The sequence below is a fragment of the Bacillus tianshenii genome, assembly GCA_020524525.2.
Classification (GTDB): Bacteria; Bacillota; Bacilli; order Bacillales; family Bacillaceae_N; genus Bacillus_AV.
Genome location: CP129018.1, coordinates 2,297,902 through 2,323,924 on the forward strand (window position 1 = coordinate 2,297,902; position 26,023 = coordinate 2,323,924).

A 26,023-nucleotide genomic window follows, 5' to 3' on the forward strand; every position below is an offset into this window, starting at 1 on the left:
CCACCTGTTTCTTTCGCAAACCCAATTTAAAAAGAATATGATTTATATTAGAATAAGAGCGTACATATTGATGAAAGGACGATTGCTATGCAAATTAAACTTGATCGTATAGAAGATAAAATTGAGTTTTTCGAAGCAGGGACATTAAAGGAACTTGAAAAGAAAGTAAACGAAAAAGTTGAGCAAAATCAAGCGATTCTTCTACAAGTTCACTCCGTTTCCCACCAGTCACATGTTGATTATGAATCAGGTCGTACCTACTTCACTGCCGTTGTTCATTTTAAAGCTAAATAAGAAGAAAGCACCTCATGCTAGTGAGGTGCTTTCCATTATCCATGAGGATTTTGCTTTAACGTTTCAACACGGACAGGTTTCCAGCCTTGGCCTTCTACCCATTGCAGTAGTACCCGATATGTTTGTGACTTATCCTCTGGACTAACTGTGGCAGTTGAGGAGTTTGGACTTCCTCCATTTCCAAGCCACCAAACGACCATTTCATCTTGACTTAAGCCTGTCGCTCTTTCAACTGCTTGAAGCATTTCGTTCCAATCTTTTGAGCCTTTTTCATAAGAGGTGACATGGTTCCCTTGTTGATTTGTTTCAACAGGCTTCCAATCCCCAGTGATGACCTCGTTCACATTTTCTTTATCACTAGGCTTTCGGGTAACCTCGACGTCATCCTCATTCTCTTTGTCAGCATCTTTCTCTGACTTGTTCTTGCTGTCTGCTTCGTCCTCTGATGATTTATCTTCTTTCTTGTCCTTCTCATCATCACTAACAACCTGCTCCTCTTGCTTATCGTCTTTATAAGAGTCAGGCGTCGTTGGACCGTATACAAACTCAGAATCTTTGCCGCTGCCAACGAAAAAACTAACCATAAAGAGCAATAACAATGCGGCGAAAAACCCTGCGAAAATATACATTAACTTACTCGACTTTTTTCCTTGCGTCCGTTGTTGATAACGTGACTGTTCTTGAGGCATCTAGACATCCCCCTGTTACCTAAAATTAGTCAAAATTCCCCTAACTTATTCGCATTCGACAATCGAATTGTGGGGCATTATGTTATTCCCTACTCTAAAAGTCATTAATCATTTACTTGAATGATCAGAATCATAGACAGCTTTAACCATTTTTGCAAAAGTGTCATATGTCTTAGTCTGCCATGTCGTTTCATTTAAATCAACGACCACGAGGGCATATTTCGGATCTTCTGTCGGGAAATAACCTGCAAACCATTTATTCACATATCCTTTTTTGCCAATTTCAGCAGTACCTGACTTACCAGCAACAGAATATGGCAAATGGCTAAAACTCTGTCCTGTTCCAGTTTGTACTACATCGCGGAGCATTTGTTGAAGCTTACTAACCGTATAAGGTGATAGCGAAACTTCCCCAAGCTCCTGTGAATTGAAATCATATAACACAGCACCGTTTTTATAAATGATTTTATCGACTGCGCGCACTTGTTTCTTTTCTCCGCCTTCAGCAATTGAAGCCATCATATTTGCTGTAGCAAGCGGACTAATGCGAACTTCTTTCTGCCCAATTACTGTTTGTGAAATAGCCCGCTGAGAACCTTTGTCACGCTCGTCATCCCAGACGACTCCCCCCATTTCTTCTGGAAAGTGTGTGAATGATTGTATATGGAAAACATCCCCCTGCCAACCGACAGAAGAAAGTAAACCAAGCTTGTCTGCGTATTCTTCTATTATATCGGGGTTTTCCTTCACCATTTCATTACCCAGCTGTGCAAATGTTCGATTACAGCTTTGTGCAAAGCTTTCTCGAAAATTAAGCATGCCAAGCTTTCTTGATGCCAGTCCATCCCCATATAAATTTTCGTCACAATTAAAGGTACGGTCTCGAAGTTCAATATTTTCTAAGGCTGCGGCAGCTGTAACAACTTTAAAGATCGAGCCAGGGATTTGTGGTAGGACCATATAATTCTTTCCACCATCATCTTTAAATGGTGCCTGCATGTCCAGGTGCGGCCGGCTTACGCTTGCCAATACTTCTCTGCTTTCAATATCTAATAGCACTAAACCGCCTTTTTTCAACTTCAATTCATCTACTATACGTTCTGCTTCTGCTTGAAGTTCCCTCGATAACGTTGTTTGGACAGTTAATGGATAAAAAGGATTGGCAGGTGCTGCATATTTTACATCCAAACCAAATAACGGACTGCCTTGGTTATCAACATGATAAAGAAGCTTCGCCTCTCCCTCTTGAACGAGAAACTCATCGAACGCACGCTGTAAGCCTGTAATTCCAACTGGTGTCTGATAGGTCAGCCAGCCTTTATCCAGCTTGTCGCGATAACGCTTCTCTAATAATTCTTCATTCTCACGCACAAGTCCTATAAAATGTTCGGCAAAAGGCTTAGAACTTTCAGTTTGATGATAAGCAGCAATCACACCTGGCACCTTCAGGTCATTTATTGCCTTCATCTGCTCTTCTGTTAACTGTAGCGGACGATTATCACCAAATACAACAGGCCCTTCTGCCCCTTCCACTGTGTCCTCTAGTTTATCGACGGGCACTTGAAGAATCCGTGCGACCTCTTCTGCCTTCCAATCAAGCTGCTTCAAGAAAGGAAACAAAATTAAGCTTGGGTAATAGTTATCATAGAGTGGTTCACCATTTCGGTCAACAAATCTTCCTCGCCCTTGGTCAAGTACAATATATTGTGTACGCTGCTTAACACTTTCCTCTAACAAATTAACGTGATGCTTCGAAAAAGATTCTGTAGCGAACAGTTGAATATATGCTAACCGTGCTAGTAAAATGAGCAAACCCAATAAAATAATAAAAGCTGTATGATGAATTCTTAGTTTTGGTTTCATAAAAAACACCTCGCCTACATTTTCGACGAGGTGTTTGGAATTCAAACGCTTGTAAGAGAATATTTATTTAACATCAACGATTCTAACGTTGATTTCGCCGCCTGGAGTTTGGACAACAACCTCTTCCCCAATTCCACGACCGAGAAGTCCTCTTGCCATTGGGGAGTCATTTGAAATCTTACCTTCAAACGGGTCTGCTTCTGCACTTCCGACAATTTGGTATGTTTCCTCGTCACCATCTGGAAGTTCAACGAATGTAACAGATTTACCAAGCGAAGCGATTCCAGTGTCTCCTTGGTCCTCTTGAATAATAACAGAGTTACGAATCATTTTCTCTAATGTTGCGATACGTGACTCGACGAATGCTTGCTCATCTTTCGCAGCATCGTACTCTGAGTTCTCGGAAAGATCACCGAAGCCGCGAGCGATCTTAATGCGCTCTACTACTTCTTTACGTTTTTCAGACTTTAAATATTCAAGCTCTTTTTCTAACTTCTCTTTACCTTCTTCGGTCATAAAATAACTTTTTTCTTCTGCCATGACTGGTCAACTCCTTCACCAAAATAAAACTTAATTTCACTACTTGTCCTATATTAATATTCGTATTGCTCTCTCGTTCTTCATTCTGTCTGTTCTTACAATACGATGAAATGAACAAAAACATGTATAAAAAGCACAGCTTTTTCATCTTCTTCTCTAAAAGGTGAAAAAAGCTGTACTTTGAGCATTTATAATAATGTTTGTTCGATTGTTCACTTCAAGTGATATACTGCTTTTTCTATGCTATTACAAAATACGGTTTTCTTCAAGAATTGTTTGAATTTTAGTTACCATTAAATCAATCGCTACGTTATTCTTCCCGCCTTCAGGGATAATAATATCCGCATAACGCTTCGTCGGTTCAATGAACTGTTCATGCATCGGTCTTACAACAGACACGTACTGCTCAATTACAGAATCAATTGTTCTGCCACGCTCTTTCATATCACGCAATAGACGACGGATAATACGTAAATCTGCATCAGTATCAACAAATAATTTGATATCCATTAAATCTCGAAGACGCTCATCCTCTAGAATAAGAATGCCTTCTAGTATAATCACGTCTTTCGGTTCAATTGGAATGACCTGGTCAGAACGGGTATGACGCTCATAATCATATACAGGCTTTTCAATTGGTTCATAATTCAGCAGCTTATGAATGTGCTCAATTAATAGATCATTATCAAATGCAAGTGGGTGGTCATAGTTAGTCTGCAAACGCTCTTCCATCGGTACATCATGTTGATCTTTGTAGTAATAGTCCTGCTCAAGAACTAAAATGGATTGATCAGTAAAATGTTTGTGAATTGCTCTTGTCACAGATGTTTTTCCTGAACCCGATCCACCCGCAATGCCAAGGACTACGGGCTGTTTCCCCATGTTACATGTTCCCCTTCCGCATCATGTTATAAGGATATACAGGTTTGTCCACTTTAAAACGGACAATTTGCAATGGATGTCTTGCAGCATCAATTTCATTACCATCTTCATCCCAAATCTTATCGATCACTTGATTAAAGTTTTCAATCTCAGGACCGAAGAATTCTACTTCATCTCCAGGACGGAAATGATTACGCTCTTGAACGGTTACCATTTGTGTTTCTTCATTATAATCCATCACAAGACCAGCAAAATCGAATTTTGTTCTTTGGCTATGATTTTGGAATAATTGCTCTTGATATCCTGGCACCCCTTCAAAGAACGCTGGTGCTGTTGGGCGGTTTGCACATTTATCAAGCTCTTCAAGCCATTCTTTCTTAATCTTGAAGTTATCTGGGTCGGCGCAATAAGCATCAATAACTTTTCGATAGACACTAATAACCGTTGCTACATAGTGAATCGATTTCATACGCCCTTCAACTTTCAAGCTGTCTACTCCGATATCAATCATTTTTGGAATCGATTGAATTAAGTTCAAATCCTTCGGACTCATCGCAAATGGCGCGTCTTCTTCATTAAATAAGCGCTTCTCACCAGCACCGTCAAGAGCCATTAAGTCATAATCCCAACGGCAAGACTGACAACAGCCGCCACGGTTTGAATCACGTGCCGTCATATGGTTACTTAATGTACAACGGCCTGAATAAGAGATACACATTGCCCCATGGACGAATGCTTCAATTTCCACATCAACTTTTTCTTTAATTTCTTTTACTTCCTCATAGCTTGTTTCACGTGCAAGCACAACACGTTCTAGGCCTTCTTCCTTCCAGAACTGAGCAGCCTTCCAGTTTGTTAGAGACTGCTGTGTGCTTAAATGACGCTCAAGCTTTGGAGCTACGCGACCACATGTCTCAATGATTAATGGGTCGGCCACAATAATACCTGTAATGCCTGCTTCTTGAAGCCCAATTAAATATTCTTCAAGTCCGTCCATATTCTCGTTATGGGCATAGATATTTGTTGTCACATAGATTTTCGCACCGTATTGATCGGCAAACTTAACGCCTTCTGCCATTTCCTCTTGTGAAAAGTTATCCGCATTTGAACGTAAGCCAAATTCACGTCCGCCAATATAAACGGCATCTGCACCGTAACGTACGGCAATTTTCAACTTTTCAAGGTTTCCTGCAGGGGCGAGAAGTTCCGGCTTTTTCGTTATGACACGCTTTCCGTTCTCAACCTTTGAAGGTACAGCAATTGCCATCTTTCCCACACTCCTTAGTAAACTGTTTCTTTATAGAAGAAACCGGTATCCAGCGGACGATTATCAGGCTGAATGGCTTCAATTTCTTCTAACAGTTCGTCTTTTTTCTCATCATAAGCATCACGGTCATCAACACATAGATCAATCGCTTTACGCCAGATCTTCGTTACAGCGATGATATATTCAGGTGATTGCAGGACACCGTCAATTTTAAAGCTATCAACACCTGCATCAACCATTTCGTCAAAGTCATCTATGATACACATATCATTTGGACTCATAATGTGTGTGCCATTTGCATCTTCAAAAATCGGGTATTTATTATCACGCTCTGGGTCGAAAAGGAACATGTCCTTCTTCGCACGGCGATTTTCAACTTCCATCATTTTCCCTTGGTACTCAAAGTAATTCCCAATAAGTGAACGTTTTGATTGGAACATACATGTCATACCGTGTACTTGTACTTCAACTTCGACTTCTGCATTCTCTGCAATTTCTACAATTGCATCCATGTTAATTTCCCGGGCCAACACAGCACGTTTAGCACCTTTTCGGCCCCAGTAGTTACATGTAAACCAGTTTGTTGCTGTTGTTTCAGTGTTCCAATGCAGTTTCATAGCCGGTGCTACTTCACGGGCTGTCATCAGCACCGCTACATCACCAAATACAATCGCATCCGCACCTGCTTCACTTACAAACTTTACGTAATCAGGCAGTTCATCAACAACATCATTATGAAAAAGACCGTTCATTGCAATGTAGACTCTTAAGCCAAGATCCTTTGCAACTTCGATTGCTTTTGTAACATCTTCTCGTTTAAAATCACCAGCAAGACGCAAACCATAACGCTGTTCACCAATAATGATGGCATCTGCACCTGCATCTGCTAATGGTTGTATATCGTCAACGCACGTTGGCGTTACTAATAGTTCTGGCTTCTTCAACCTTCTCACCTCTTTGTACTTACTGCGATTCCATCTCCAACAGGTAGAATCGTCGTATCGAAACTTGACTGTTCAACAAGCCAAGTGTTATACCCACGAATTTTATCGGCAATTTTCTTCATGCGTTTATCCGCATCCTGACCATTTGCCACGAACCCTTTAAAAAGGACATTGTCTGAAAGAACAACACCGTTATCTGTTAAAAACGGTGTGTACATTTCAAAGAAGCGTTGATACTGACCTTTAGCCGCATCAATAAATATACAATCAAAAGGAGCATACTCTTTCACTGCTTGTTCCTGGTCAAGTGCATCACCGAACAACACATGAATACGCGAGGTCAGCCCAGCCTGTTCAATATTATGGAGTGCCTGCTTATAGCGTTCCTCATCACGCTCTAATGTGACGATTTCTGCATGTGGAAGAGCCTTTGCCATTCGAATTGCTGAATAACCGATAGCTGTTCCCACTTCCAGAATACGCTTTGGCTGCTTCATACGCAGCATTGAAAGCATTGTCTCAATCCCGATCAGTTCCATAATCGGTACGTGATTTTCCTTCGCAAATTGCTCCATTTCCTGCAATAGGCCATCACGCGCTGGGATAAGCTCCTCTACATATTGCTGTACATGTATTGGAATAAACAAGTGAAACCGCCCCTCTCTATTTCTAACCATCCTTCTAGTCAACTTATTAGAACCTTGGACTAGAAGTGAACCCGATATATTTTAACATAACGATAGGGGGAATGCGAAGTATTTATCACATTCCCCACTGAAAGCCTGTTGTTAATTTTTCTCTTTATATTGATCCCATTCATGCTTGTACTTATGCTTAACCTCGTTGTGCTCTTGAAGTGTTTTTGTAAAAATCACTTCACCGCTAGGTCGTGCGTAAAAGTACAAATACTTCGTTTCTGATGGGTTTAGAGCTGCTTGAATCGATGTCTCTCCTGGACTTGCAATTGGTCCTGGTGGAAGACCTGCATTTTGGTACGTGTTATATGGTGAATCAACTTCAAGGTCATCATAGGTAATCTGCACTTGGTGCTTTCCTAATGAATAAAGCACTGTTGGGTCCGTCTGTAATGGCATTCCTTCCTCAGTACGGTTATAGAAAACAGAGGAGATCTTTTCACGGTCAACTTCTTCTGTTGCTTCCTCTTCAATTAATGATGCCATTGTCATCACTTCATGTACAGAATATTGCTTCGTAGAAACGTCTTTTTCATATGCTTTCAGCACAGCTTCCGTTTTGCCAAGCATCTTTTCAATTATCTTTTCAAGCGATGGCTTCTTTTCATAAAAATGATAGGTTGCCGGGAACAAATACCCTTCAAGCGGATGCTTCACATTTCCCGCAAGAATTTCGTCTGTAAGTAGCGACGGATATTTCTTCATTAATTGTTTCACATATTGACGGTCATCTAACTTCTCCATAATTTCTTCTTTTGTATGATCGGTTTTCTTAGCAAGAATACCTGCGATTTCTGTAAGCTGCTTGCCTTCTGGAATCGTAACCTTTAATTCAGCCTGTTTCATTACTTTTCCTGTTTTCAGCTGAGCAATAATGTCATCGATTTTCATAGAAGGGCTGAAGACATAATCACCAGCCTGGAAACCTGTTTCGTTTTTGAACTTAATATAGTAACGGAACATTTTGTCATCTTTAATAACACCATTTTCTTCTAATATATTTGCAATTGAACGCGTCGAAGAACCAATCGGGATCGTTACATCAATCATTTTCTCGCTTTCCAGGTTGACTGGCTTTAATGCAGAACTAATATAGAAATAGCCACCGACAGCCCCACTAACGACGAGCAAGCCGACAGTAAGAACAATTGCTAGAACAATTTTTCGCACTGTTTTTGCCTCATCATGCCGTTCTTCAAAGCGGTCAGGCTTATGTTGGTTATCATCTGAATTTGTCGAACTCACACGCTCTCCTCCCCTCATGCGTCTCATTATACTACAAATTCCGCAAAATTCCCTTCCCAAATACAGAACTTAGACATAAAAAAACGGGGCCTCTTTTATAAAAAAAGAAGTCCCCATTCTTCTTACTCTTGTCCGTCTGTAAATGTGTTAAGCATTTCTTCAACCATATCCCATTCTTCATCCGTTTCAATTGGATAAAGTTCTAGGTCGTCTGGCTTTGTGCCTTTATCTTCATAACGGAATGCAAACACTTCTACATCCTCTTCATCGTCTACATTTGTATCAGCCGGTACGACTAGCATGTAGGATTTTTCCGTTTCATCTACATCGAATGTAAATAAAATCTCAAATAAATGCTCTTCCCCGTTTTCATCAGGGATTACGATACGTTCTTTTTCTTCAGCCATTGATGTCACCTCTTATTGTTTACTGTCTAAGTAGCCCTGCAAAATCATTACAGCGGCCATCTTGTCAATTACCTTCTTACGTTTCTTTCGGCTGACATCTCCTTTAAGGAGAACACGTTCAGCCGCCATTGTTGATAGCCGCTCATCCCAAAGAATGGCTGGGAGGGCTAGTTCTTGCTTTAACAGTTCCGCATATTCTTGACATGCTTCACCACGGGGACCGATCGTACCGTTCATATTCTTCGGCAGACCGACTACAATTGTGTCGACATTATATTGTTCGATCAACTCACGGATTCGCTCGATTCCTGTTTCTCGCATTTCATCATGCATATCAACTTTAATCGTTTCAATTCCTTGCGCTGTCCAACCCATTTCATCGCTAACTGCAACACCAATTGTTTTCGTCCCAACATCTAGACCCAATACCCGCATGACTACTTCCCTTTCCGATTTGTTTCTAAGTAAGACTTCACCAATTCCTCAATTAACGTCTCGTTCAAGTTTGCGGATGATGTTCCGCGCATCCTTATGACGAGGGATATACGCGGGGATCCCCTGACAATAAATACCCGACAATTTGATTAATTGGATGATAGCCTTTTTCTTGCAATGCATCGTGTACGGTTAATAAGACGTCCTTTACATTGGTGTCTACCGGTTCATCGTCAAAATTAAATTTCATCGTTTTGTCGAACTGACTCACGAAACGACACCTCTCATTTCTTGCAAAATTTTAGAAGAAAGAAAAGGTGAAAAGCTTGTCCTTTTCTTTCTTCTTCCTTCAAAACCAAATCTTCAATCAATATCTCTTTTCATTGTACACGATGAGCTTGGAATTAGGAAATAGATTTGACCCATTCTTTTGAATAAGCGAGAGCATCTTGTAATTGTTCAGGATTTTTGCCTCCTGCTTGAGCCATATCTGGACGACCGCCACCGCCGCCACCACAGCGTGTTGCAACTTCTTTAATCAGCTTACCAGCATGGAAACCTTTCTCGATTAAATCTTTTGTTACACCTGCAGAAAGATTGACTTTTTCACCATTTACTGTACCCAAAATGACGATGCCTGAACCAAGTTTATTCTTCAACTCGTCCACCATACTGCGAAGGTTATTCATATCCGCAGCGTTTACTTTTTTCGCAAGCAATTTCACACCGTCCATTTCTTCCACTTCATCAATAAGACTGCCTGCTTCAATGTTACTTAGCTTTGCAGATAGTGATTCATTTTCACGCTGAAGGCCTTTTAGCTCATCGTTTAATGCATCGATCCGTGAAGGGACATCTTTTAAGTTCGTTTTCAGTTTAGATGCGGCTTGCTTTAAGACGCTTACTTGATCATTAAGCAAACGATATGCCGCTTCACCTGTTACCGCTTCAATACGACGAGTACCTGCACCGATACCTGATTCAGAAACGATTTTGAACAAGCCGATATTTGCAGTGTTGCCTACATGACAACCACCACAAAGCTCTAAGCTATAATCACCAACACGTACAACACGGACGATATCACCGTACTTTTCACCAAATAGCGCCATTGCGCCCATTTGACGTGCTTCATCAATCGGTTTATTCATTGTTTCCACTTGAATGCTTTGCCATACCTTATCATTCACAATTTCTTCGATTTTCTCTAGCTCTTCCGGTTTTACTTGTCCGAAATGTGAGAAGTCAAAACGAAGACGGTCAGGTGCTACTAATGAACCTGCCTGGTTAACATGACTGCCAAGTATATCTTTCAATGCTTGGTGCAGTAAATGTGTCGCAGTATGATTTTTCACGATCTTACTGCGTTTTTCTGAATCAATAACACCTGTTACGTTTAAACCTTTTGTTAACGTTCCTTTTTTAACAAGAACATGATGCAAATGTTGACCATTCGGTGCTTTTTGGACATCTTTCACCTCAAGCTCTAGACCATTGCCGATAATTTTACCTTGGTCAGCAATCTGTCCACCACTTTCAGCATAAAAAGGTGTTTTATCAAGAATAAGGTGGCCTTCTTCACCTTCAGAAATGCTGTCTGCGTATTCTTTGTTTTGCAGAACAGCTGTTACAACAGCTTCAACACCATCTTTATCATAGCCTACAAATTCACTCTTTTCTGCTAAGTCAGACAGAACGCCGCCTTGAATTTGCATTGACCCTTCATCTTTACGAGCTGCGCGAGCGCGTTCACGCTGTGCTTCCATTTCACGTTTAAAGCCAACTTCATCAATAATCATGCCTTCTTCTTCCGCATATTCCTCTGTTAATTCATACGGGAAGCCATATGTGTCATACAACTTAAAGGCATCTTCACCAGGAATAGTCGTGCTATTGTTTGCTTTTTGCTTCTTAATAACATCTGAAAGAATAGCAAGTCCTTCACTTAATGTTTCATGGAAACGCTCTTCTTCTGTCTTAATTACATTTTGGATGAAATCTGTTTTTTCTTTTACTTCTGGATAATAATCAACCATAATTTCCCCTACGACTGGGACAAGCTCGTACATGAACGGACGATGGATATTGATTTGCTTTGCATAACGAACAGCACGGCGCAACAAGCGGCGTAATACATAACCGCGGCCTTCATTTGAAGGAAGAGCTCCATCACTAATTGCAAATGTTACTGTACGAATATGGTCCGCAATGACTTTAAATGCGACATCTTTTGCTTCAGATTCGTTGTAGCGCTGTTTTGAAATCTCTTCTGTCGCACGAATAATCGGAATAAACAAATCTGTATCAAAGTTTGTACGAACATCTTGGATAACGGATACCATACGTTCAAGGCCCATGCCTGTATCAATGTTTTTCTTCGGAAGCGGTGTGTACGTATCATCTGGGTTATGATTGAACTGTGAAAATACAAGGTTCCAAATCTCAAGATAACGCTCATTCTCACCGCCAGGATATAATTCAGGGTCGCTTGAATCATTACCATATTCTTCGCCACGGTCGTAGAAAATCTCTGTATTTGGACCACTTGGACCTTCACCAATATCCCAGAAGTTCCCTTCCAAACGGATAATCCGGTCTTCTGGTACGCCAACTTCATTTAGCCAAATGTCATAGGCTTCATCATCTTCTGGGTGAATCGTTACAGATAAACGATCAGCCTCGAAGCCAATCCATTTATCATCCGTAAGGAACTCCCAAGCCCAATGAATTGCTTCTTTTTTGAAATAATCGCCAATTGAGAAGTTACCGAGCATTTCAAAGAATGTATGATGACGTGCTGTTTTCCCAACGTTTTCGATATCGTTTGTACGGATTGATTTTTGTGCATTACAAATACGCGGATTCTCAGGGGTTACACGGCCATCGAAATATTTTTTCAATGTCGCTACACCGCTGTTAATCCATAATAGTGTAGGGTCTTCATGCGGGACTAGTGATGCACTCGGTTCAACATCATGTCCTTTTTCTTTAAAGAAATCTAAGTACATTTGACGTACTTGAGCTGACGTTAATTTCTTCATCGTATTGCCTCCTTGGATTGAATTGCTTTATTTTTGAACATAAAAAAACTCCCATCCCTGCAAAAAGCAGGGACGAGAGTTGATTCTCGCGGTACCACCCTGATTATGAACGAAACGAATCGCTCATCACCTCAAGTCTACCATAACGCGGTAGCAACGGCAGGTTTTAGACCCTGCACTCAGGACTAGCGTTCCGTTACTCTTCATTCAGGATTTCTCTCAGCCGCGGAAATCCCTCTCTTAATGAATGGGCTTTAACGTACTCGGTCCGTCTTCGTATTGCTTCGAAGTCATTTGTATGCGGTTATTATAGAAAATTCTATTACCTTTTGTCAATGTTTGCTGAAATGTTCAACAACATGAAGGATGACAACTTTAATAACAGATAAGACTGGAACAGCAAGGATAAGTCCAACAATTCCACCAATTTCACCACCAGCAAGCAGTGCAAAAATAATAAATACAGGATGCATATGCAAGCTCTTTCCGACAATCAGCGGTGATAATAAGTTCCCTTCTAAAAATTGCAGAACGATGATTAACACAACGACAACCCAGACCATTTTAATAGATACAGTAAAAGCAATGATCACAGCCGGCACCGCCCCAATGATCGGTCCGAAGTACGGAATAATGTTTGTAATCCCAATTATAAATCCAAGCACAAGCGGGTATTTCATACCTGTAAGCCACAGGGTTACAGCAGCTGCAGCTCCAATAACCGTACAAACTAACAATTGACCGCGGATATATTGGCCAAGTGTTGTATTAACATCACGAAGCACAACCCATAACGACTTTCGCCATTTACGAGGAGTTAGGTACCAAGCACTTTTTTTTTACGAGCGGGTAATCTTTTAATAGGTAGAAAACAATAAACGGAATGACCGCAAATAAGAAAATCGAATTCAGTAATTTTCCTGTGCTGTTTAAAAGGTTTGTGACGGTATCCTCTGCTTGATTTTCTGCCTTTCGTAAGAACTCATCTAAACCATCATGAAACCCTTCTGGTAAGAAGGCTGTCCGCTCATACATCGCTTGAAGATAAGTCTGATATGTTTGCAAAAATGTTGGGATATTGCGGCTTAAATCTTTCAGCTGTTCCACCATTATTGGGGTGAAACGATAGACAGCAAACGCAGCTCCACCAAAAAACAACGAATAAATTAGTAATACTGCAAGCGGTCTGGGCATGTTTCGAGCATGAAGTCCTTCAATTACAGGATGCAGTAAATACGCAATAAATGCAGAAATAAAAAATGGCAGCAACACACGCCAAAGCCCATGCCAAAAAGGGAGCCAAATTGGTGAAAGGCGCATAAAAAGAAAAAGAATAAGTGCAATTAAAACAAGATTCACTAAACGTATTAACCAAGTGACATTCGATGATTGCTTCATAAGAAAATTCCCTCCTGCCTATATTTTGCTTAGGCAGAAGGGAATTTATCCTTCTAACGAAATGCGCGTCGCATACGTCGGCGCATTCGTCTCATCGTCCGATTCATATTCATGTTGTTGCCATTGCTCATCATATATGCTGCCCCAATCCCTGTACCGATTGCCAGCAAGGAAGACATCATACCCCTCATTCGTTTCACCACCTCAGTAAAGAAAACTACATCTCAAGACGCGTTTCTTCTTCGGTAAACAAATCATCAAGCGAACTTAACGACCCATCTTCCTCAACTTGGTGCAAGTGTAAGCGGTCTTTCGAAATTGAAAGCTCGACGAAACAACCCCAGCAGTAATATTGGTTTACCCCAATTTTCCCTAAATCTCTGCAATTACAGTTTGGGCATTTCATTTACAGGCATCTCCTTTTTCATATCGTGCTTGACATGTCATCTCGACATGTGATAAATACTGCTTCTTCACCAATGGAGCAAGTTGAATACGCAGGAATTCTTTTCTTCCCCTCTGTCACATCAGCAAAAAAGCCATCCGATACTTGATATCCTGTAATTTTGCCCAATTCTTCCTGAAAGTATACGTCAGCAATCATTCCTAGCTTTTCGCCCTCTGTTGTATAGAGCGATTTTCCCCAAACACCTTTTTTCGGATCATGAAGATGATGCTCGTTTGGTTGCAGTACAGGTCGGTGGAATGCTGACTGTGTATAGGCTACGATAATTCCATCCCGACCGACGGCGCTCACCTTTTCGAACGGTAAGTAGCGGTCTCGCTTCAAGAAACCTTCTACATCAATGATAAAGCCTTTCACATTCCCCGCTTCATCAATACATACTTCTTCAATGACACCGATTTTTGCACCAGTTTGTTGAAGGAAAACAGGCAATCCTCTAATGCTCGAGAATGTTCGCAAAGGCTCTCACCTCTTTCGAACATTCTTATTTTCCTCACTCGTCCATGAAGTCATACGGTGAAAGGTTTTCCACATCTTCATTTTCAACAGGCTCACTGCTTTGAAAAACAGCCTGGAGACGTTCAGTTAGCGAAGTTTGACGCTTTGCATCGTCTGTACGTTCTATTCCCATCCGAAACGCTTCAACTTCCCCACATAAAATTAAAAAATCCTTACTGCGTGTTATCGCTGTATAGATTAAATTTCGGCGGAGCATCCGATAATAGCCTTTTACTATCGGTAAGATAACAATCGGAAATTCACTACCTTGTGCTTTGTGAATTGAGCAACAGTAAGCATGCGTAATGTTATTCAAGTCTTGTCGCGTGTACTGTACTTCTGTTCCATCAAAGGAAATAATCGTGAGATCTTCTTTATCCACGTTTTCTTTTGCATAAAGAATACTAACGATTTCGCCGATATCCCCGTTAAATACTTGGTCCTCAGGCTGGTTCACAAGCTGGAGAACTTTATCACCGACACGGTAAAGCTTGTCAGCGAACTTTAGTTCACGTCGCTGGTCGCTTGCAGGGTTGAACTCATCCTGAAGTACTTCATTCAGCTTTTCAATCCCTGCGCTGCCACGATACATTGGAGCTAACACTTGGACATCACGAGCGGTGTAGCCTTTTTTCAGCGCATTGGCACACACTTGAAGGACCACATCTGCAATATTGTCTTGCCGACAGCTAAAAAATGCTCGATCTGCTCTCCCCTCGGTTATATCATGAGGAAACTCACCACGCTTAATGGCATGAGCAATCTCCACAATGGAAGAACCTTCAGACTGACGATAGATATCCGTTAACTGCACAGATGGAATAACATCTGCTTCAAGTAAATCCTTCAATACTTGACCAGGTCCCACCGACGGAAGCTGGTCTTCATCACCTACTAGAATCACCTGCACATCAGCAGGCAGTGCTTTAAATAATTGATTGGCAAGCCACATATCTACCATCGATACTTCATCAACAATTAATAGCTTACCGTTAATCGGATTATCTTCATCATGCTCAAAATCAGAGCCATTCCAACCTAATAAACGGTGAATGGTAACAGCAGGAAGTCCTGTCGCTTCACTCATACGCTTAGAAGCACGTCCTGTTGGGGCAACAAGCAGCACTGGAAAAGGATTTTCTTCACTGTCATAATCCTTTACATCTAACGAACAGCCGTGCAGCTCTGCATAAATCTCCACAATTCCTTTAATAACCGTCGTTTTCCCTGTACCAGGACCACCAGTTAAAATCATCATCGGTGAAGAAACGGCTTTTTGGATCGCATCCTTTTGAGACGGAGCGTATTGGACGCCAAGGCGTTCTTCAAGCTCACCTAATGCTTTTAAAAATTCAGATTCGGGAAATTCGTCAGCAAATCCAAGCTGATCGCTTAGCCGTTTTACACTCGTTACAAAGCCTTTTTCAGCAAAGTAAAGGGACGGTTCATATATACGCGTCTCTTCTGTGACAACTTTACCTTCTTCTTCAAGTGCTGCGATTTCGGTTGCCAGCTCTTCTTTAGTCAGTTGGAGCTCACCATTTTTATCAAGCAGCTTGATTGCTTCCTCATATAGCATTTCAATATCTAAGTAGACATGCCCCTCCTGCAAAGAGGTATGAGTGAGCAAATACAAACAGCCTGCACGCAAACGTTCCGGGTGTTTCTCGGATAACCCGAATGCTTGTCCTAATTCATCAGCTCTGGCAAAACCGATCCCTTCAATATCTTCAATCAGCTGGTATGGATGATGTTCGATCATCGCAAGCGACTGTTCTTTATAAGCTTGATACACTTTCATTGAAAGCTTCGGGCCGAACCCATAGCGGGACAGCACCATCATTACCTGCTCTAACCCTTCATGCTCAAGCAACGTTTCATATAAGTTGCGTGCCTTTTCCTCTGACAGCTTCGGTACACTGTCTAATACAGTTGGGTCCTGCATAATACGTGAAATGGCACTTTCACCAAGAACATCGACAATATGCTCTGCTGTTTTCTTCCCAATCCCATGAAACAGATCGCTTGATAAATACAACACAACACCTTCTTTTGTTGAAGGAAGCTCTTTGCGAAAGTGCTCAATATTATATTGCTTTCCATATTTCGGGTGTGTGCGAAACTTCCCGTAAAATGTATAGGTTTCATCTGGATGCAGGGATGGGTAATTCCCATTCACAATAACTTCTTTCTCATCATAATTCTCATTCGTTTCAAGTACACGCACACGAGAAACCGAATAGAGGCTGTCTTCATTATGAAAGATCATCGCAACGATAACGCCTTTTATGTACTTTTTCTCTTCTTCTAGCGGAAAGGATTGTTGGTCCATCCGAGCTCGCTCCTACCTCCACGAATGTTCGTGTTAATTCTCATTCAGCAATGCTTCAATCTTTTCTTTACCGTTCGCAGCAAGCATATGGTCAGGCTGTACCTCCAGCGCTTTCTTGAACATCGCAAGCGTTGTTTCGGCATCATCTTTATAAGCGTAAGCCACACCTAAGTTATAATAAGCATCAGCATGCTCATCGTTCATAGCTACCGTTTGCTCTAACACGTTAATTGCTTCATCAATTTGATTTGTTTGTGCTAGGCATAAGCCATATTGGAAATGAGCATCAACATCATCTTGATTTAATTCAACTGCGCGCTGAAAATACGGCAACGCTAGCTTCGGCTGGTCAAGCTGATAAATCGACATAGCCAGCATAAAATAGGTATCTCCTTCTTCTAAGCCTTTTTGCAGTGCTTGCTGGAACATATCCTTTGCATCCGTAAACTGTTCCATTTTGTAAAAGGCATTCCCAGCACCATAATAAGCCGTCGCCATCTGCTCATCGATTTCAAGTGCTTTTTCATAGAAGGCAACTGCACGCTGTAATTCACCTAGTGCCGTTAACAAATTTCCGAAATTTGTATACGCTACCGCATCATCTGGTTTTTCTTCAATTGCTTCAGTAAATACTTTGGCAGCTTCTTCGTACTTTCCGGCCTGCATATATTGAATTCCTTGTTTATTTTTATCCGTCATGTTTGCACCTCTTTTTCACAAATCATCATTCTCACACTAGTATAACAAAGAATAAACCCCAATCCGATCATGGATTGAGGCAATTTTTGGGTTTAAACGTAATTCAGCTGTTCGCCATTTTTGTAGACTTTATCAATCGTTGCACCGCCAAGACATTCATCCCCATTATAGAAGACAACTGCTTGACCTGGTGTAATGGCACGCTGTGGTTCATCAAAGATAACTTCAACATGGCCATTATCAAGCATGTTCACTGTCACACCTTTATCTGGTTGGCGGTAACGGAATTTCGCTGTACACTTTAGCCCGCTCTCGACTAGTTTATCTGTTACCCAGCTTACATCTGTTGCAATCAATCTGTCAGAGTAAAGCAGGTCATTGTGAAAGCTTTGCGCTACATAGAGGACGTTGTCTTCTAGGTTTTTACCGACAACGAACCACGGATCTCCGCTTCCACCGATACCAAGACCATGGCGCTGTCCAATTGTATAGTACATCAAGCCGTCATGTTTTCCTTTCACTTCACCATCTAATGTTTGCATATCACCAGGCTGTGCAGGCAAGTAATTGCTTAGGAACTCTTTAAAATTCCGTTCACCGATAAAGCAGATACCTGTGCTGTCCTTTTTCTTCGCCGTTGCAAGCCCAGCCTCTGCTGCAAGCTTACGCACCTCAGGCTTAGGTAAATGGCCAAGCGGGAACATGACTTTTGACAATTGTTCCTGTGTTAGTTGATTTAAGAAATATGTCTGATCTTTATTCTCATCAACACCGCGAAGCATTTTCACTTCACCGTCACGGCGTTCAACTTGTGCATAATGACCTGTTGCTAAATAATCAGCTCCAAGTGTCATCGCATGGTCTAAAAACGCCTTAAACTTAATCTCTTTATTACACATCACATCAGGATTTGGTGTTCTGCCTGCTTTATATTCCTCAAGGAAATACGTAAACACCTTGTCCCAATATTGCTTTTCAAAATTAACTGCATAATACGGGATACCGATTTGATTACACACTCGAATAACATCATTATAATCTTCTGTCGCCGTACATACGCCGTTCTCATCTGTATCATCCCAATTTTTCATAAAAATGCCGATCACATCATAGCCCTGCTCCTTTAACAGCAGTGCGGCCACAGATGAATCGACACCGCCTGACATACCGACGACAACTCGTGTATCTTTCGGTGCTTTTTCCATTGTTGTCACCTCCACTTAACCCTATAACGAAGCCAAGCGTTTAACCGCTTTGGCAATTTCAACTGCAGCCTGTTCCACTTGTTCAACTGAATTTCCATAGCCAAAGCTAAATCGAACAGATGCAATTGTTTCAGGTGCTTCGCTCCCAAACATGGCCGTTAATACATGAGACGGCTCAATCGACCCTGCCGTACATGCCGAACCGCTTGAAGCTGCAATCCCTGCTAAGTCAAAATTCACAAGCAGTGCTTCAACATTTGTTCCTGGAAAATAAATATTCAAAATATGCGGCATCCCGTTCTCTATGCTGCCGTTTACTTGGAATGAAACATCTTCAGCTTTCAAGGTTGAAATCATTGCTTGTTGATAAGCACGATATTGTTCTTGACGCTCTTCTAGCTCTCGGATAGCAAGTTCTGCAGCATGCGCAAAGCCGACTATTCCAGGTACATTTTCAGTCCCAGCCCGGCGTTTACGTTCCTGCTCACCGCCGTATGAACGCGGTGTAAGCTTCACACCGTTTCGAGCATATAAAAAGCCCGTTCCCTTTGGTCCGTTAATCTTGTGGGCGGAAACAGACAGTAAATCAACATGACATTCATTTACATTAAGGGGCAGAACACCGTACGCTTGGACTGCATCTGTATGAAAAACGACATGTGGAGCTGTTTCTTTCAGCATTGCACCAATTTCACTAATCGGCTGAACCGCTCCTATTTCATTATTGCCATACATAATCGTAACAAGCAGTGTGTCATCACGTAATGCTTCCCGCACATCTTTCACTGCTACCACACCGTTACGGTCAACAGGCAAATATGTTACATCAAAGCCTTCTGCTTCTAACTGTTCACAAGCATGCAGAACAGCATGATGCTCAATAGCCGTAGTAATAATGTGGCCGTTTTTCTTCTGATTTGCATATACGGTACCGAAAATAGCAAGGTTATCTGCTTCTGTTCCACCGCTCGTTACAATAATCTCATTGGCAGCTGCACCAATTGTGTCCGCTAATACTTGCCTTGCCTCATCTAAATATTTACGGCTTTCTCGTCCAAAATGATGAATACTTGAAGGGTTGCCGTACACTTCAGCAAGCAACGGTGTCATCTTTTCAATTACACTCGGATGGACAGGCGTTGTTGCTGCATGATCGAAATAAATCCGTTCCATCTTAATTACTCACCTGCTTTACTCGTTCTATTAAATATAGAACATATATGCTTCTTGTTCTGCATCGTCATCATAGTCTGCTAAATATTGCAGTGTTGTTGTATCAAGTACATCTTTCACTGCATCACGAATTTTAATCCATAAATCACGTTTTGCCGGTTCTTCATCATCAATTACTTCAACAGGACTGATCGGCCCTTCAAGCACACGAATAATATCTCCAGCTGTAATACTTTCTGCATCTTTTGCTAAAATATAGCCGCCGTACGCACCGCGAATGCTTTTTACAAGTCCTGCGTTCCGCAATGGTGCAATTAACTGCTCTAAGTAATGCTCTGATAAGTTATATTCTTGCGCAATTGACTTCAAAGACGTCGGGCTGTCGCCTGTCTTCTTTGCTAGCGCGATCATTATTGTTAATCCGTAACGCCCTTTGGTTGAAATTTTCATTTTTTCACCCCTATAAAATACGTCAAACACATTCTCATTTAAACACGCATTATTATAGCACGAAATACGCGGTATTGCATTTAATGGCGATTAGTGCTGACTAGCACTCCTCCGTATTTTCGGCTGTGCATACATCCATTTTGACAAGAAACGACGACACTGCGGAAGAGCCGCCCCGACAACTGCGCCGATCGTCACGCTAAAGATAATCGTCCCAATAAAAATAGGGCCTCCAAGCAGCCAGCCAAAAAATAACACTCCCATTTCCATTGCAAAACGGATGCGCGGAAGTGTCCAACCTGTCATCTCGGTTAAGACCAACATCAAACTATCACGCGGTCCTGCCCCACAATCCGCCGCGATATATACCCCCATTCCGTACCCAATAATAAGAATACCGCTAAGAAGCATCACAATCTTCCCTACTACTGTCGACGGTGTTTGTAAAAATGGTAACAACATATATAAGTCAATGAAAACACCGACAAGCAGCATATTCAAAAATGCGCCAATTTGCGGAAGCTTCTTTGCCAGCAACGCAGAACTCCCTAACACAACTATCCCAATGATAATCGACCAACTTCCAATTGTAAGACCAACTTGCTTAAATAATCCGACATGAAGTACATCCCATGGAGCACTCCCTAAGTCTGCTTTAATCATAAGCACAATGCCAAATGCCATAATCAATAAGCCAACAAAAAAGACTAGCCATTGACGCATATTTATCTTTCTCTGCAACCCATTCACTCTCCATCCCCACTGCGTTATAGGAGGCGCTCGAAGCCCACCACCATTTAGAAAATTATAACATAACTTCTCTTCTAAACGATGTCAATGTAAACTGTTTGCCACACCTCATAAATCACGGTACACTTTTTGCAGAAGGAGCGATTTGCATGCTGAAAAAACCGTTAGCATACCGGATGCGTCCGAAACAGCTTGAAGATATTATCGGGCAGGAACATCTCGTTTCAAAAGATAAAATTTTATATCGAATGGTGAAAACGAAACATCTCTCATCGATGATCCTTTATGGACCGCCTGGAATTGGCAAAACATCGATCGCCACTGCGATTGCAGGCAGTACAAACTCTGCTTTCCGCACGTTAAATGCAGTCATTCATAATAAAAAAGATATGCAGGCAGTCGTTGAAGAAGCAAAGATGTCAAATCATTTAATTTTAATTCTTGATGAAGTGCATCGTTTAGATAAAAGCAAGCAAGATTTCTTACTACCGCACCTTGAAAGCGGCTTAATTACATTAATTGGCGCAACAACTGTAAATCCTTATCACTCGATCAACCCTGCAATACGAAGCAGGTGCCAAATCTTCGAACTTGAACCACTTGCACCGACAGATATCGAAAAAGCAATACTACGTGCATTAGAGGATGAAAAGAACGGCTTAGGAAAAAAGAATGTTCAAATCAAGGATGAGGCGCTAACAGGGCTTGCTGAGCTATGCGGCGGAGACGTCCGCAGTGCACTAAACGCCCTTGAGTTAGCTGTGCTTTCAACTGATCCAGATGAAGAAGGGATCATTCACCTAAGCAAACCGACAATCGAGGAATGCATTCAGAAGAAAACCTTCACACACGACAAGCAAGGTGATGCGCATTATGATGTCCTATCCGCATTTCAAAAATCGATCCGCGGCAGCGATGTGAATGCGGCTCTTCATTATTTAGCCCGGTTGATTGAAGCAGGCGACTTACAAAGTATAAGCCGCCGCTTGCTTGTCATCGCTTATGAAGATATTGGACTTGCCCACCCGTCCGCTGGTCAGCGTACACTTGCAGCAATTGAGACGTGCGAACGAATTGGTTTTCCTGAAGCACGTATTCCACTTGCAAATGCAGTCATCGAGCTTTGTCTTGCACCAAAATCTAATTCCGCCTATAAAGCAATCGATGCTGCGCTTTCTGACATTCGTTCTGGGAAAATCGGTGATGTACCTGCACACTTGAAAGATACACATTATAAAGGCGCAGCAGAACTTGGACGAGGTATAGAATACAAATATCCGCATGACTTCGAGAACGGCTGGGTTGAGCAGCAATACTTGCCTACCCCAATTCGAAACCGTGTCTATTACGAACCAAAAACAACCGGAAAGTTCGAACAAGGCTTAAGCAAAATCTATAACAACTTAATAAAGAAATTCAAATAAAAAAGTGCCTGGTTTCCCTCAGGCACTTTTGCTTTGATCAAATGATTCCTTCAATTGCTTCATTGATTGGTGAACTTGGTCCACTTGTTTCAATTGTTCAGTAATCGCTTCGTTCATATGAATCATTTGTTGTGTCGATTCATCTGTTTGCTTTGATACTTCTTCCATGGCCCCTGATATTTCCTTCGTCGCCTTCATTAAGCCGGAAGCATTGTCATTTAAAGTCTGCACAAGTTCAGAGTTTGAAAAGATAACCGAAATAATTTCTTCAAAATGCTGATTCATCCGCTTCACTTCTTCTGAGCTTTGGGTAATCTTTTGCACACGCGCATCAAAGGTTATTGCGATCTTTTCCACATTGCCAAGTATTTGTGTCACACGTTCTGTAATATTTCGTGTCGCCTCAGCTGAATTTTCCGCAAGCTTGCGCACTTCTTGTGCAACAACTGCAAAACCTTTTCCATGCTCCCCAGCTCGTGCTGCTTCAATGGAAGCATTTAATGCAAGAAGGTTCGTTTGATCCGAAATATCATGTATTAAATTAACGATGTCATTGATTTTTCGGATTTCATCAGAAAGATCAAAGATTTCTTCTTTTGAAGCAAGCGCTCCTTGAGCTGCATTGTTAATCATCTCTGTCGAATGTTCGATTTGTTGCATTCCTTGCTTTGATGATTGCTGCATTTCCTCAAATGATATGTAAAGCTTTTCTAAGTCACTTGAAGTAGAGGACATATTTTGTTGAATCATATCTGCAGACGTGTTTGTTTCTTGGTAGACGGCAAGCTGCTCTTCCGCCTTTGCAGATAATTCTGTAAAGACCGTATTAAATGTTTGCATATTATTACGCATTTTCGAAACATTATCGGACACTTGATTAGATTTGTCTTCTACAATGGTTAATTGTTGCTCTTGATTGTTCTCAAATGCTTGGATGTTATCAAACAATGTGTTAACTCGTTCACGAAGTAAAGAAATTTCATTGTTTCCTTTTAACTCGACCCTTGTCTCTTTGTGACCGTTATCAAATTCATTGATCGAGTGTGTAATGTTTTTAACCGGCTTAATGACGAAGTATTCAAGCATTAATGCAATCATAATCGTTGCCACAATGATATTCATCGAATTATTTAAGAGTAACCCAATAATCCCAAGATTCACTCCAGTGGCTTTAATCGCATCTAAAATAAACTTCGAAATCGCAGCATTAAAGAATAAAACTAGTACTAATGCAATAATAAATTTAAACCTAAGCCCCTGATAGAAACGAATTTGTTTCAATTCACCCATCCCCTTTAACCAACACTAATAGTCCTCTATACCCAAATGACTAGGAGATAAAACCATATATTAGCGGAACTAATATAGCTTTCTATTTTCTTATCGGCTATATGTATAAAGAACTGAATAACGAGAGATAATGAGATTTAAAAGCGAAAGTTAAGAGAGGAGCATTCATACGATGAAAGTTCGTCAAGATGCATGGTCACATGAAGATGATTTAATTTTAGCTGAAACCGTTTTACGTCATGTCCGCGAAGGAAGCACCCAACTGAAAGCATTTGAAGAAGTAGGTTCGCACTTACATCGCACAGCAGCAGCCTGCGGGTTTCGCTGGAACTCAGAAGTTCGTCAAAAATATGATCAAGCAATGGAAATTGCAAAAAAACAGCGTAAAGAAAAGCAGCGCAGTGAGGGAAAACAGTTTGCGATTGTTGAGATGCAGGAGGAGCCGCAAGAAAATATCCAAGAAATTACATCAACAGAAAGCACAACAGGGACACTCACGATTGATACAGCGATCTCCTACCTTACTCGCCTTAAAGTGGACGGTAATCACTTAAATCGTCAAGAAAAAGAGCTACTACAACTGCAAACAGAAAATGAAGCATTACAGCAAAAACGTACATCTCTTCAAAAGAAATTGGATACATTAACGGTTAAACATAAAGCGATCCAAGAAGATTATCAGTCATTAATCGGGATTATGGACCGTGCGCGACAGCTCGTTTTCCATACACCGGCTCCTGCTCAATCTAATGAACAACAAGCTTAAAAATTATCAAAGCGCTGAGAATTTTTCCCCAGCGCTTTTTTCTATGCTTTTCTTTCAATTGTTACGCCTTCTAAGATCTCACTTACGACATGTGCTGCCATAATCAGACCAGCTGCTGATGGCACAAAGGCATTTGAAGCTGGTGGTAACTTTGCTTTTCGAATCGATGTATCTTCATCCGGGACAATTTCTTTGCGAATATCTTCGCGAATACGAATTGGGCTTTCATCAGAGAAGACAACAGGAATTCCTTTGCGAATGCCTTCCTTTCGCAGCCGCTGGCGCACGACGCGAGCAATTGGGTCCGTGTGCGTTTTAGAAATATCCGCAATTTGAAAGCGAGTCGGGTCCATCTTATTCGCAGCACCCATACTTGAAATAATCGGAATTTCACGTTGAAGACATTCTTTCATCAAGTGAATTTTATATGAAATGGTATCAGATGCATCGATCACATAATCCGGCTTATAAGAAAAGAATTCTTCATATGTCTCTTCTGTGTAAAACATTTTTAGTGAAATAACTTCACATTCGGGGTTAATGTCTTTAATTCGTTCTTTCATCAAATCAGCCTTTGGCTGTCCAACTGTCGATAGCAAGGCATGCAGCTGACGATTTACATTTGTAATATCAACATCATCTTTATCCACAAGAATCAAACGGCCAACACCGCTTCTTGCTAAAGCTTCCACTGAAAAGGAACCGACGCCGCCGATACCGAGTACAGCAATTGATTTATTTTTCAAAAGTTCTAACCCTTCTTTACCGAAGGCAAGTTCATTACGAGAAAATTGATGCAGCATTTCTTCACACTCCAACATCTTCGTTATATTTTTTCATTGTATCCGAAAATGACTATAGCATACTTACGACAAAAATCAACCAAACCAATCGGAATTATATTGAAAATCCTTTGTTATGGTGCTATTACCCGTTAACAGTTCTCCTATAACATGCAAAAACCCTAAGAGAATAGCTCCCTTAGGGTTGATTGAGGAAATAAGTAAGTCCCGCAATGCCGTCATTATTAAATCCTTAGTTTTGAACCCGCTCTCGGCAGGTGGGTGCCCTGTTCCAAGTTTTATACTTCCTCTAACGAGAGGCCTGTACGCTGCTTGGAAACTTCAAGCTCCCCTAAATATAGCTGTTCGGTCAAAACGTTTCGGTTAATGACGAACATCTCAGGACTTTTGTTAATTGAATAATAGCACACAGGATGAAATGTTGCAAGTAGAACATTTCATCCTAGCGCATCTTTTTATATGATCAT

At 41.2% G+C, this 26,023-nt stretch carries 25 protein-coding genes, 1 other RNA gene, 2 pseudogenes and 1 other annotated feature; of the genes and pseudogenes, 3 read left to right on the forward strand and 25 right to left on the reverse strand.

Annotated elements, in window-relative coordinates; genetic code table 11:
- Positions 1–87 precede the first annotated feature (87 nt).
- Positions 88–294 carry a YrzA family protein gene (locus tag LC040_11645; GenBank protein ID WLR49945.1) on the forward strand — a complete coding sequence of 69 codons (207 nt, stop codon included), beginning with the start codon at positions 88–90 and terminating at the stop codon, positions 292–294.
- A gap of 35 nt (positions 295–329) precedes the next feature.
- Here the strand turns inward: LC040_11645 and LC040_11650 are convergent, their stop codons facing one another.
- The 22 genes and pseudogenes from LC040_11650 to LC040_11755 form a co-directional block, all read right to left on the reverse strand.
- Positions 330–983, reverse strand: a complete 654-nt coding sequence (locus LC040_11650) for a YrrS family protein (GenBank protein ID WLR49946.1) — start codon at positions 981–983, stop codon at positions 330–332.
- Positions 984–1,091: 108 nt separating this feature from the next.
- The gene (locus LC040_11655) at positions 1,092–2,846 is read right to left on the reverse strand and encodes a penicillin-binding transpeptidase domain-containing protein (GenBank protein ID WLR49947.1); all 1,755 of its coding nucleotides are present in this window, start codon (positions 2,844–2,846) and stop codon (positions 1,092–1,094) included.
- A gap of 63 nt (positions 2,847–2,909) precedes the next feature.
- Positions 2,910–3,386 (reverse strand): transcription elongation factor GreA, encoded by a 477-nt coding sequence (gene greA, locus LC040_11660; protein ID WLR49948.1) that lies wholly within the window; start codon positions 3,384–3,386, stop codon positions 2,910–2,912.
- A 246-nt stretch (positions 3,387–3,632) separates the two neighbouring features.
- Positions 3,633–4,268: a uridine kinase gene (udk, locus tag LC040_11665; GenBank protein ID WLR49949.1), complete on the reverse strand. Its 636-nt coding sequence runs from the start codon at positions 4,266–4,268 to the stop codon at positions 3,633–3,635.
- 1 nt (position 4,269) lies between these two features.
- Positions 4,270–5,535 (reverse strand): U32 family peptidase, encoded by a 1,266-nt coding sequence (locus tag LC040_11670; protein ID WLR49950.1) that lies wholly within the window; start codon positions 5,533–5,535, stop codon positions 4,270–4,272.
- Positions 5,536–5,549: 14 nt separating this feature from the next.
- On the reverse strand, positions 5,550–6,479 hold the full coding sequence (locus LC040_11675; protein ID WLR49951.1) for a peptidase U32 family protein: 930 nt from the start codon (positions 6,477–6,479) through the stop codon (positions 5,550–5,552).
- Positions 6,480–6,484: 5 nt separating this feature from the next.
- Entirely contained in the window at positions 6,485–7,120 is a 636-nt protein-coding gene (locus LC040_11680; protein ID WLR53276.1) for an O-methyltransferase, read from the reverse strand.
- 147 nt (positions 7,121–7,267) lie between these two features.
- Positions 7,268–8,419, reverse strand: a complete 1,152-nt coding sequence (gene mltG, locus LC040_11685) for an endolytic transglycosylase MltG (GenBank protein ID WLR49952.1) — start codon at positions 8,417–8,419, stop codon at positions 7,268–7,270.
- 122 nt (positions 8,420–8,541) lie between these two features.
- Positions 8,542–8,826, reverse strand: coding sequence for a DUF1292 domain-containing protein (locus LC040_11690; GenBank protein ID WLR49953.1), 285 nt, complete (start codon positions 8,824–8,826; stop codon positions 8,542–8,544).
- 12 nt (positions 8,827–8,838) lie between these two features.
- Entirely contained in the window at positions 8,839–9,261 is a 423-nt protein-coding gene (gene ruvX / locus LC040_11695) for a Holliday junction resolvase RuvX (protein WLR49954.1), read from the reverse strand.
- Positions 9,262–9,263: 2 nt separating this feature from the next.
- Positions 9,264–9,532 (reverse strand): annotated as a pseudogene (locus LC040_11700) (IreB family regulatory phosphoprotein).
- 133 nt (positions 9,533–9,665) lie between these two features.
- On the reverse strand, positions 9,666–12,302 hold the full coding sequence (gene alaS / locus LC040_11705) for an alanine--tRNA ligase (GenBank protein ID WLR49955.1): 2,637 nt from the start codon (positions 12,300–12,302) through the stop codon (positions 9,666–9,668).
- A 65-nt stretch (positions 12,303–12,367) separates the two neighbouring features.
- Positions 12,368–12,586, reverse strand: a binding site (T-box leader).
- 48 nt (positions 12,587–12,634) lie between these two features.
- Positions 12,635–13,700 (reverse strand): annotated as a pseudogene (locus LC040_11710) (AI-2E family transporter).
- A 53-nt stretch (positions 13,701–13,753) separates the two neighbouring features.
- Positions 13,754–13,891, reverse strand: a complete 138-nt coding sequence (locus tag LC040_11715; GenBank protein WLR49956.1) for a DUF3918 family protein — start codon at positions 13,889–13,891, stop codon at positions 13,754–13,756.
- Positions 13,892–13,917: 26 nt separating this feature from the next.
- Complete coding sequence (locus tag LC040_11720) at positions 13,918–14,106, reverse strand: hypothetical protein (GenBank protein ID WLR49957.1); 189 nt, start codon at positions 14,104–14,106, stop codon at positions 13,918–13,920.
- 18 nt (positions 14,107–14,124) lie between these two features.
- A complete protein-coding gene (locus LC040_11725; GenBank protein WLR49958.1) occupies positions 14,125–14,625 on the reverse strand; it encodes a PRC-barrel domain-containing protein in 501 nt (166 codons plus the stop codon).
- A 34-nt stretch (positions 14,626–14,659) separates the two neighbouring features.
- Positions 14,660–16,996 (reverse strand): ATP-dependent RecD-like DNA helicase, encoded by a 2,337-nt coding sequence (locus LC040_11730; protein WLR49959.1) that lies wholly within the window; start codon positions 16,994–16,996, stop codon positions 14,660–14,662.
- Between the two features lie 33 nt (positions 16,997–17,029).
- Entirely contained in the window at positions 17,030–17,695 is a 666-nt protein-coding gene (locus LC040_11735) for a tetratricopeptide repeat protein (protein ID WLR49960.1), read from the reverse strand.
- A 92-nt stretch (positions 17,696–17,787) separates the two neighbouring features.
- Positions 17,788–18,900: a tRNA 2-thiouridine(34) synthase MnmA gene (mnmA, locus tag LC040_11740; GenBank protein ID WLR49961.1), complete on the reverse strand. Its 1,113-nt coding sequence runs from the start codon at positions 18,898–18,900 to the stop codon at positions 17,788–17,790.
- 21 nt (positions 18,901–18,921) lie between these two features.
- Entirely contained in the window at positions 18,922–20,073 is a 1,152-nt protein-coding gene (locus LC040_11745) for a cysteine desulfurase family protein (protein WLR49962.1), read from the reverse strand.
- Between the two features lie 30 nt (positions 20,074–20,103).
- The gene (locus LC040_11750) at positions 20,104–20,523 is read right to left on the reverse strand and encodes an Rrf2 family transcriptional regulator (GenBank protein ID WLR49963.1); all 420 of its coding nucleotides are present in this window, start codon (positions 20,521–20,523) and stop codon (positions 20,104–20,106) included.
- A gap of 90 nt (positions 20,524–20,613) precedes the next feature.
- Complete coding sequence (locus tag LC040_11755; GenBank protein WLR53277.1) at positions 20,614–21,246, reverse strand: YitT family protein; 633 nt, start codon at positions 21,244–21,246, stop codon at positions 20,614–20,616.
- Positions 21,247–21,422: 176 nt separating this feature from the next.
- On the opposite strand from LC040_11755, the gene LC040_11760 reads away from it, so the two are divergent.
- On the forward strand, positions 21,423–22,697 hold the full coding sequence (locus tag LC040_11760) for a replication-associated recombination protein A (protein ID WLR49964.1): 1,275 nt from the start codon (positions 21,423–21,425) through the stop codon (positions 22,695–22,697).
- Positions 22,698–22,715: 18 nt separating this feature from the next.
- Here LC040_11760 and LC040_11765 read toward each other — a convergent pair whose 3' ends face one another.
- A complete protein-coding gene (locus LC040_11765) occupies positions 22,716–23,978 on the reverse strand; it encodes a HAMP domain-containing methyl-accepting chemotaxis protein (protein WLR49965.1) in 1,263 nt (420 codons plus the stop codon).
- A gap of 181 nt (positions 23,979–24,159) precedes the next feature.
- On the opposite strand from LC040_11765, the gene LC040_11770 reads away from it, so the two are divergent.
- The gene (locus LC040_11770) at positions 24,160–24,753 is read left to right on the forward strand and encodes an RsfA family transcriptional regulator (protein WLR49966.1); all 594 of its coding nucleotides are present in this window, start codon (positions 24,160–24,162) and stop codon (positions 24,751–24,753) included.
- Between the two features lie 41 nt (positions 24,754–24,794).
- Here LC040_11770 and LC040_11775 read toward each other — a convergent pair whose 3' ends face one another.
- Both LC040_11775 and ssrS read right to left on the reverse strand, forming a co-directional pair.
- Positions 24,795–25,556, reverse strand: a complete 762-nt coding sequence (locus tag LC040_11775; protein ID WLR49967.1) for a tRNA threonylcarbamoyladenosine dehydratase — start codon at positions 25,554–25,556, stop codon at positions 24,795–24,797.
- A 200-nt stretch (positions 25,557–25,756) separates the two neighbouring features.
- Positions 25,757–25,944, reverse strand: a non-coding RNA gene (gene ssrS / locus LC040_11780) — 6S RNA.
- Positions 25,945–26,023: the final 79 nt, after the last annotated feature.